The 2,477-nt window shown below is 75.0% G+C and carries 2 protein-coding genes and 1 pseudogene; 1 reads left to right on the plus strand and 2 read right to left on the minus strand.

Annotation, left to right across the window (positions count from 1 at the left end; all coding sequences use genetic code 11):
• Positions 1-454: pseudogene (locus L7D48_RS28035) on the plus strand (hypothetical protein); the annotation flags it as partial.
• Positions 455-597: 143 nt separating this feature from the next.
• Here the strand turns inward: L7D48_RS28035 and L7D48_RS28040 are convergent.
• A complete protein-coding gene (locus tag L7D48_RS28040) occupies positions 598-1,665 on the minus strand; it encodes a prenyltransferase (protein ID WP_237883784.1) in 1,068 nt (355 codons plus the stop codon).
• Positions 1,662-2,420: a class I SAM-dependent methyltransferase gene (locus L7D48_RS28045; RefSeq protein ID WP_237883786.1), complete on the minus strand. Its 759-nt coding sequence runs from the start codon at positions 2,418-2,420 to the stop codon at positions 1,662-1,664. The genes L7D48_RS28040 and L7D48_RS28045 overlap by 4 nt, the downstream gene beginning before the upstream one ends.
• Positions 2,421-2,477: the final 57 nt, after the last annotated feature.

Here is a 2,477-nt window from a genome sequence, read left to right on the forward strand (position 1 = left end):
GGCCCCGAACCCCTACGGCCCGGGCCCGCAGGCCGGCGGGTACGGCTACCCCGGCGCCCAGCCCGGCCAGCCGATGCCCGGTCAGCCGATGCAGGGGCAGCCCCAGGGCGGTTACGGCTACCCGGGCGGCCCGCAGCCCGGCCAGCCGGCACAGGGGCAGCCGATGCAGGGGCAGCCGCAGGGCGGTTACGGCGGGGGCCAGCCGGCGCCGCAGCAGCAGGCGGCCCCGGCGGGCGGCGGCGCTCCGGCCGACCCGAACTTCCAGCCGTTCTGGTTCGCCGTGCCGGTCGCCCGGCCGCTGTACGGCGAGGACGGCTCCCCCACCCCGGTCGCCGAACTGGCCCCGGGCACCTGGTACCTGGCGGTCGAGCAGCGCGGCCAGGCGCTGGTGGCGCAGACGCAGGACGGCCGCCGCGGCGTCCTTCAGGACACCTCCGGCATCCAGCGCGGCTGACCCCGCCCGAACACGCGAGCACGTATGCGGCAGGCCCCGCCCGGCACCGGGCGGGGCCTGCCGCATGTCCGCGTGCGGTGGGAGGCGGCGCGGGCCTCGGCGGGTCCCGGCGGCCTCGGCGTGCCTTGAGGCCGGCTTCCGGCTCAGCAGCAGTCCGGCTCCAGCCCGGCCGGCAGCCTCTCGCCCCCGAAGACCGCCACCGTGGCCTCGTCGCCGCCGAGCGCGGCCACGGCCAGCAGCAGCGAGCCGGCGGTCCAGGAGGTCAGCTCCTCCGGCCAGAAGGCCTCGTCCTCGAAGACGTAGCCGGTCCAGTACAGGCCGTCCTCGGCGCGCAGGTGCTGCATCCAGCGCAGGATCTCCAGCGCCCGGTCGGACTCCCCCATCACCCACAGGGCCAGGGCGAGTTCGGCGCTCTCGCCGCCGGTCACCCAGGGATTGGGCAGCACGCAGCGCACGCCCAGGCCGGGGACGACGAAGCGGTCCCAGCCGGACTCGATGCGCTCCTTGGCCGCGGCTCCGGTCACCGCGCCGCCCAGGACGGGGTAGTACCAGTCCATCGAGTAGCGGCCCTTGTCCAGGAAGCGCTCGGGGTGGTGGCGCACCGCGTGTCCCAGCCAGCCCAGGGCCAGTTCCCAGTCCGGCTGCGGCTCCTCGCGGTGCTCGGCCAGGGCCAGCGCGCAGCGCAGCGCCTGGTGGATCGAGGAGCTGCCGGTCAGCAGGGCGTCGGTGACGGGAGTGCCGTCGGCCTCGCGCTTCCAGCCGATCTGCCCGCCGGGCTGCTGGAGTTCCAGGACGAACTCCACGGCCGCGTGGACCACCGGCCACATGCGGTCCGCGAAGGTGTCGTCGCCGGTGGCCAGGTAGTGGTGCCACACCCCGACGGCCACGTAGGCGCAGAAGTTGGTCTCCTTGCCCAGGTCGGTGGGGCGGGCCGCGTCCCCGTCGGCGTAGGCGGCGTACCAGGAGCCGTCCGCGTTCTGGTGCTCGGCCAGCCAGCGGTAGGCGGCCTCGGCCCGCGCGTGCTCCCCGGCCGCGTCCAGCGCCATGGCGGCCTCGACGTGGTCCCAGGGGTCGAGGTGGTGGCCCCGGAACCACGGGATCGCGCCGTCCTCCCGCTGGAGGGCGGCGATGCCCGCGACGGTCCGCTCGGCCTGTTCGGCGGTCAGGACGCCGGGCAGGACCAGCCGTTCGGTGCGGCCCGGGCTCGTCACGCCGTCTCCCGGCCGGGAGCGGCGCCGGCGGGCAGGTGCGGCTTGGTGGCGTAGGCCACGAAACTCTTGCCCATCACCGGGTTGAGCAGGTCCTCGGCGAGGCGGGTGGCCAGGGGCTTCTTCATGATGTCCCAGACCAGCAGCTTGTGGTACGCGCGCACCGGCAGCGCGGCGTCGTCGCCGTCCCGGTTCACCCCGAAGGCGCACTTGAGCCACCAGTACGGGGAGTGCAGGGCGTGCGCGTGGTGGGTGCCGTACGGCTTCAGGCCCGCGCCCCGCATCTTCGCCAGCAGTTCGTGGGCGCGGTAGATGCGGATGTGGCCGCCCTCGACCTCGTGGTAGGCGTCGGAGAGCGTCCAGCAGACCTTCTCCGGCCCGTAGCGCGGCACGGTCACCGCGATCCGGCCGCCGGGGCGCAGCACCCGGACCATCTCGGCCAGGACGCCCTTGTCGTCGGGGATGTGCTCCATCACCTCGGAGATGATCACGGCGTCGAAGCTGTCGTCGGGGAAGGGCAGGGCCAGGGCGTCGCCCTCCATAGCGGTGGCCTCGGCGCCCGCCGGGGCCTCGCCGGCCTCCCTCATGGCGGCGAACCACTTGGCGACCTCGCGGATCTCCTCGGCATTGCGGTCCAGCGCGACGACGCGGGCGCCGCGCCGGTAGCACTCGAAGGCATGGCGCCCGGCGCCGCACCCCAGATCCAGGACCCGGTCCCCCGGGGCGAGCGGGAATCGGGAGAAGTCCACGGTCAGCACTGGTGTCTGCCTTCCTCGGTGCGGTGCTATGCGGGGGCGGGGCGTGCGGTGACGGGC

The sequence above is a fragment of the Streptomyces sp. ICN903 genome, assembly GCF_022015835.1.
GTDB classification, from domain to species: domain Bacteria; phylum Actinomycetota; class Actinomycetes; order Streptomycetales; family Streptomycetaceae; genus Streptomyces; species Streptomyces fenghuangensis.